The organism is Candidatus Eremiobacteraceae bacterium (assembly GCA_036511855.1).
GTDB lineage: Bacteria > Vulcanimicrobiota > Vulcanimicrobiia > Eremiobacterales > Eremiobacteraceae > JABCYQ01.
In genome coordinates, this window is the sequence record DATCBN010000038.1 from 1 (window position 1) to 6,778 (window position 6,778).

The following is a 6,778-nucleotide window of genomic DNA, read 5'->3' on the forward strand; positions in this document are numbered from 1 at the left end:
GGAGCCGCCCGCCGATCCCACGACGATGAAGTGCCCGGAGTGCCTGAGCGAAATTCCGATCGGCGCAAAGCGCTGCGCGTTTTGCACAGCGCCTGTGGCTATTCCGGCATAAAAGAAAGGGACCGGCGCAAGTCCGGCCCCTCTCTGTTTCTCGACCTGAGACCTAATCCAGCGGCACCGGCACGGTCCGTCTCTGGTTATTCAAGTGGCTCACCGGTCGTAGCCCGAACGGGGTGAACCTGCGGGTGCCGAAGATATCCGGAACGCCGCTCTTGTTCGTGAATAGCGCCTCCTCGAAGAACTGTCCTGACGGTCGGTCAGCGCTGGCGAGAAACGCGTATGCGTTGCCGTTGACGATCGATGTGGCCACGTAGTCGCCCACCATTCTACCGAGGCTTGTGTTCGGCAGCCAGGTGAGCTTGATTGGTCCGGCCAGTTCGACTGGTGGAGCCCATGATGCGCCGCCATCGTGCGAGGAGATCATTGCGGCGTGGAGCTTGCACGTGAACTTGCCGCAGTTGACGTTCGGATAGTAGTAGTAGGTCAGCGCCAGGTGCGCGGAGCTGCCCTTTGTGTTCGGATCCACTGCGAATCCGGGGATGAAGTGATCTATTGTGCTGTTGAGAGGATCGATCGGGATCGGCGCCGCAGCCGACCATGTTGCGCCGTCTTTCGACGAGCTGAACACGATGTCGTTCGACGAACAATTCGTCCGGAAGCTGCAGTCCGCCCACACGACGTATACCCGGCCGGACCCGTCGATGCCGGCGCCGGGGAGAGTAAGCGCGCGTATGCCGCCATTGGGTCCGCGGAAGTTGACGTTTGCGACAAATACCGATGAACCCCAACTTGTGCCGCCGTCCGCCGAGGTGAACGCCTCAATCGCGACATTTCCAAAGGCCCAGAACGGGACTACGACGTTGCCATTGGGTTGCGGTTCCGGAAGTCCACCCTGGCCAACGGCACCGTCCGCGGAATTCTTCGCGGGCCCCCAGGTAAGACCGCCGTCCTTAGATGTGCTAAGGTTGACTTCGCCGGTCGACGTGGAGTCCCACTCAGCGTAGCAGTTCCCGAAATGCGGGCTATTCGACCAGTTATCGCAATTGATCCACGTCTTGTCCGAGTCGCCCAGATTCGGTCCCACCGACACCGGGTTGTGCCAACGCAGTCCATCGGTCGAACGGCTGATCACCATCGCCGGCCGTGGCCCGCCGGCCGCGATGAGCGGCAACGTCTCTATGAGCCAGACCCCGTGTTTGGCATCGTAGGTCACGGTCGGGTCGCTCGCGCGATCGAAGGGATCATGACTATTCGTATACTTCGTGATGCCCGGCAGGTTGCCGTACTCCCACGTCTTGCCGCCATCGATGGACGTCGCCCAGCTCACGTCCGAAGAGCCGCCATTCAAATTGAAACGGCCTGTCTGGTACGCGACGACGACGGTGTTTCCGAAGCCGTAGGATCCGGGTTCGACTTCGGTCTGATGTTGGCTTCCATGATTGACAAACGTGTCTTGGCTTATCTGGACGATCGGAGGCCCGTTGGGCGCGAGATTTGCGCGCGCTGTGATGCCGGCTGTTACGAGCGCCGCGGCAAGCGCGGAGCCAAGTACGAGTCGCCACCGCTTCGACGCGGATGGGGATGAAATGACCACGTCAACTCTCCTCTTAGTGGAATGCAAAGGGAGTAGGTTGCCAGTGCGTTCTAGAACGCCGTTGTCATATGCCTTGCGATGAAAAAAGTAGGGACCCAAGGCTTAGGCCGTTGGACCCAGGTGCGTCCAGCCGGCGCGCAGATGTTTACTGCGCTTCGCGCGCTGCCCATCGAGAGCGACTTGCGCCGGCAATCGCTCGCATCGTTGGCTCGTTTGTTCGGCTATCGGACACGTATTCGTCGCGGTAATGCTCTGTGGCGTCGACCCTTCCGGGCAGGATCTGAGGTGAAGGAAAACATCGAAGAACCGAGTCGAATGCTTCTTGCCAACTCGTCGAAAGCATCGGCGCTTCGACTCTCACGTGCTGGGCCGCAACTTTTCCCCCCACATCTTCGGCGAAGTTTCTGAAAGGCTCACTGGCCGGTCTCGCGCGCCCTAAAACCGTGCCGATCGTTCCATTGCGCGTTTGATAGCGATCCGAGTCTAGCCCATTGCCCCTCCGGCGTCACGGAGTCTCTTTTTCAACCGGTTAGGCAGACGTCAGATTTTCCGGCTTAATAGACCGGTGCCGGCGAACTTCAAATCGCGCAAACCCTAGTGAGCCTGGGCACGGCTCTCATCCTGGCCGTTCGTATCGGAGGCGAACTAACTCTTACTCACCGATCGACGGCCATGCCTACAAAAAAACCACCTTGATTGCCTGATACCGTGCCGATGGGTTTACCGCTCGGATAGGAATACTCGTCACCACCGTTTTGATCGGCGGTGAACCAATGATGATTCGATTTGTCAATAGCCATGTCTTCCGGTCGTGCGACTATCGGAAACTGCGACGGTTGTGGATTGGGGAGCTCGTACGTATCGGCAAAACCATTCAGGTCATTCATCAGCAAGTCGCCAGTGTCATCGATGGCTAAACCGTCGGCAAATTGAAACGGCGCTACTTTGACTTTTGTCTGACGGCCGCAAACACCGGCCGGGCACGTTAATGACCATATGGCTCCGCGCATTGTTTTCGAATCCTTGTCGTCATAATAGACAAGTCCATTCTTTCGAATTGTGACATCGACGCCAAAGAGATCATTTGTCATCGGGAAATTGTCTACGAATGTGCCGCCATTCGGTCCCCCGACCCACGTTGAGAGGGAACCGGCTTCTGTAATGTGCCCGCTCTCGTTCGATGCGATGACGGTACCATCTCTTGCAACCGCGACATCGAGAGGTAGTTGATCGCTCGGATCGGCGTACGTGTTGTACGGGCTCGTTTGACCTCTGTGAAATACCAGAATGTCGTGGACGTTTTGATTTGCAACATAGAGATCGTGGGTTCCGGACTCTACAAACATGCCAGACGGGTGGTCAAGACCTTCCGTTATTTGTCCGCACGGGGCCTGACCTGCGAACTTTCCAGAATAGATGGTGATAATTTGGTTGTAAACGTCTGACAAGTACTCGATGGAGCCAGTCGCGGGGCATGCATAGAAGCTCTTGAAGTGATGGGCAGTACGAGCCTTGACACCGAGCATGCCCATTGGGCCGAGAAGTGAAGACACACGCCCCACAGCGGAATACGCGATGCTTTGGCCCGACGCCGGCTTAGGCGCGATCGCAGAACCACCCGAGCACGCTGCGAGGGAAGCAATCGCCGCCGCCGCGCTGAAGGCTTGAATCGGCTTAAGAGTTCGCATAGTGGGTGGGATTAGGTCGGAGAATACGGGTTCCCTCGCCACGACGCTTGCCACGCCGTTATGGGCGCAGAGATTAAACCGGAGGTAATTCTCTAGGCAGCTTAAAGGCTTGCCCCCGTCCAAAGACAGAAATAGCGCCAGCCCAGGGCATATTGGCCCGGCTCGGCCATGATCGGGAGTCAGGTTATGTCTCAGCGTTTGTCCATCGTTCGCACGATGATTTTTTTCGCATTTATCGCCGCAGCGTCGGGATGTTCGAGTGCCTCTAGTCCGATGGTGCTGCGTCATTCTGCCGCGGCTGGCATTCAAAAGACGCAGCAATCCATCGGGGGCTGGACACTCAGAGCACGCATGCCTAAGGCGCGCGGCTGCCTTGTTGCGGGCGTCGTCAATGGCATACTTTATGCTGTCGGCGGCGATACGAACATCAACGGCTTCGAACCGTCGAATACGGTTTACGCCTACGATCCGGCGACAAACACATGGACCACCAAGGCGTCCATGCCGACGCCGCGCTTGGACGCGGCTGCGGGTGTTGTCAACGGCATACTCTATGTCGTCGGCGGATACGGCGCCAACTTCACCCCTTTGAAAACAGTTGAGGCCTACGATCCTGCGACGGATAGCTGGACTACCAAGGCATCCTTGCCAGCAGCCAGCATGGGCCTCGGTGTGGGCATCGTCAACGGCGTACTTTATGCGGTCAGCGGCTGGAACAACATCACCGGCTACCTGAATACGGTTGAGGCTTACGATGCGGCGACGGATACTTGGACCACCAAGGCATCCATACCGACGGCGCGAGAATTTCTAGCCGTTGGTGTCGTCAACGGCATACTCTATGCCGTCGGTGGCCAAAATTCCAACTACATCCCTGTGAATACGGTTGAAGCCTACGATCCTGCGACGGATAGCTGGACAACCAAGGCATCCCTGCCGACGGCCCGCGCGCGTTTATCTGCCAGCGTTCTCGGGCGCAGACTCTACGCCGTCGGCGGCTATGACGGTATCGGCCCACTGAATACGGTTGAGGCGTACAATCCTGCGACGGATAGCTGGACCACCGAAGCATCCATGCCGACTGCGCGGGAGGCGTTGGCGACGCGCGTCGCAGGGCACACGCTCTATGCGGTCGGCGGATTCGGCGACGGCGGCGCCTTAAGGGGAAATGCGGCTTTCAATCCGCGATAGCTGCGCAGGGTGGACGAGTATATGTCCGGCTAGATCCGGCGTTCGTTTCCGTTACGGACACAAGACGAACGTATCTCGTGTTCATTACGCCCCAAGGGAACTGTAGAGGTCTCTTTGTCACGGAAAAGACTCAAGCAGGCTTCGCAGTTCAGGAGATGGGCCAGGGGCAATCCTCAATCGCGTTTGACTATAGGATCGTTGCGTCGTCGTCGATTCGTCGGGAGTTAGGCTGCCGGTGATTCCTCCCATCCGCAAATACCAAGTTCGCTTTCCCGCACTACCGGCCGGTCACTCTCTCGCGCCGGGAAAGCCCTTCAGCCACTCAATGCCGGAGGTGAGGCCTGGCTACGTCCTTTTTTTACGATTGGTTAGGCAGAGGTTAGATTTCCCGGCACGTTGCGCTTACTTCGCCGAAGCGCGAATCGCGCAAAGCCTTATCGCATAAGCCTGGGCACGGTGGGGGTCGAACCCACACGACCTTACGGTCCCGGGATTTTAAGTCCCGTGCGTCTGCCGGTTTCGCCACGCGCCCGAATGATCACAGTCCTTGTTAATCGGGTTTCGCGGCACGTCCTTCGAAGCTATTTCGGAAATTCCGCGCCGACGAAGAATTGGATGTTGTTGCGGCCGCCTTCTTTCGCCTTATACATCGCGCAATCGGCGCAACGCATGAGATCGTCGGGTGATTCGCCGTCCACCGGATACAGGCTCGCGCCGATGCTGCAGGTCACCGAGAGCTCGCGGCCGTCGGCGTCGAAGATATCGGCGATCGACGCCACGATTTTCTTCGCGACGATCGCGACGTCGTTCGCTTCGGAGACATCGTCGAGAGCGACGACGAACTCATCGCCGCCAAGGCGCGCGACGGTATCGCCCGGCCGCACCGCGGCGCACAATCTTTGCGCGAAGATCTTCAAGAGTTCATCGCCGGCCGCGTGGCCGAAGGTGTCGTTGACTTCTTTGAAGTGATCGATGTCGATGAAGAGCAGCGCGGTATACTGATCGCGGCGCTTGGCGTGCGCGACCGACTGCACGAGGCGGTCCATCAGCAGTAACCGATTGGGGACGCCGGTCAGCGCATCGTGATGGGCGAGGAACGCTAGGCGCTCCTCGGCAGATTTGCGTTCGGAGACGTCGATGGCGATGCCCATCGTTCCGGCAATCGCGCCGCGATCGTCGCGCAGCGGCTCGACATGGATCTCATACTTTCGATTGTTGAATTCCGCGAAGTGACTTCCCGGCCGTCCGGCGAGCGCTTCGGCATGAGTGATCATGTTATCGGGATCGGCATCGATGCCGCGCAGCGCGTCGGACAATGGGCTGCCGAGAAGGGCTCGCGGCATTTGATCCACGCGTGCGAGCTCCGAGCCGATCATCGAGGTCACACTTAGCTGTTCGTCAGTCGACCATACGATCGCCGGGATCTGCGACATGAACAATTGCAGCCGCGTCTGGCTATCTCCCAACGCGATCTGCGCGCGCCGGCGAAGAGTGACGTCGCGATATGCGACGGCGAATCCGTCGAGATGCGGGAAAGCACACCCCTCGAGCCAGCGATCGTACTCCGTGAAGTACGCGGTGAACGTTGTGGCTTCGCGCGGCGCCCCAGCCATCCGGCACGCGATCGAAAAACGGGATTGTGCGTCGCTCGGAAATGCATCGTGCAGGGGGGTGCCGATCAGGCTGCCGAGCGGCGCATCGAGGATCGTATGCGCGGCCGGATTGGCTTCTGCGATTCGGCCGGATGGCGTGACCGTCACAAAGCCCTCGCCGAGATGTTGCAGCACGTCTTGCACGCCGGGGGCGCTGCGCGTGTCTATCGAACCGCCGGCTGGAAGCAGCTGCGTGGAGAAGAAATTGCTCACGTCCCCATTTTAACCGTACGCGGCGTCCATCCCGGGTGACACCAGTTACGGTAACGGGGTGACAGCAAGCATAGGTGCAGTGGACGGGACGCACCTGAGAACATTCTCACCGCCCAGTTGCGCCATCCAGAAGCCGGAGCCGTCGTCGGCCAGTGAGACAAGCGAGCTGCCAAAATGTTCGACGACATCGGGCCGGTCGGCGCCTGGCGCCATGGTGGCGAGGCTCGACTTGCCTTTCTCCACGCGTATGTTGAGCCAAGCTGTGGGGCCGCGCCATGTGAAGCCGGTCACTTCCCACGGAAGGTCGATGGCGTGTTTGACGGTGCCGTCCTCGTGCAATTGGAGAAGACGTTTCGCGAAGCGCTGGCTCAACCAGAGGT

General features: G+C 59.1%; 5 protein-coding genes and 1 tRNA gene. 1 reads left to right on the top strand and 5 read right to left on the bottom strand.

Going from position 1 to position 6,778, the window contains the following annotated elements; all coding sequences use genetic code 11:
- Positions 1–163 precede the first annotated feature (163 nt).
- Positions 164–1,654, bottom strand: a complete 1,491-nt coding sequence (locus VII69_05320; protein ID HEY5094525.1) for a sialidase family protein — start codon at positions 1,652–1,654, stop codon at positions 164–166.
- 656 nt (positions 1,655–2,310) lie between these two features.
- On the bottom strand, positions 2,311–3,342 hold the full coding sequence (locus VII69_05325; protein HEY5094526.1) for a hypothetical protein: 1,032 nt from the start codon (positions 3,340–3,342) through the stop codon (positions 2,311–2,313).
- 186 nt (positions 3,343–3,528) lie between these two features.
- Here VII69_05325 and VII69_05330 point away from each other — a divergent pair, with 186 nt between their 5' ends.
- Positions 3,529–4,533, top strand: coding sequence for a kelch repeat-containing protein (locus tag VII69_05330; protein HEY5094527.1), 1,005 nt, complete (start codon positions 3,529–3,531; stop codon positions 4,531–4,533).
- A 448-nt stretch (positions 4,534–4,981) separates the two neighbouring features.
- Here VII69_05330 and VII69_05335 read toward each other — a convergent pair.
- The 3 genes from VII69_05335 to VII69_05345 form a co-directional block, all read right to left on the bottom strand.
- A tRNA-Leu gene (locus VII69_05335) sits at positions 4,982–5,065 on the bottom strand.
- Positions 5,066–5,114: 49 nt separating this feature from the next.
- Positions 5,115–6,398, bottom strand: coding sequence for a sensor domain-containing diguanylate cyclase (locus VII69_05340; protein HEY5094528.1), 1,284 nt, complete (start codon positions 6,396–6,398; stop codon positions 5,115–5,117).
- Between the two features lie 45 nt (positions 6,399–6,443).
- On the bottom strand, positions 6,444–6,778 hold a 335-nt coding region (locus VII69_05345), incomplete at its 5' end, for a hypothetical protein (GenBank protein HEY5094529.1).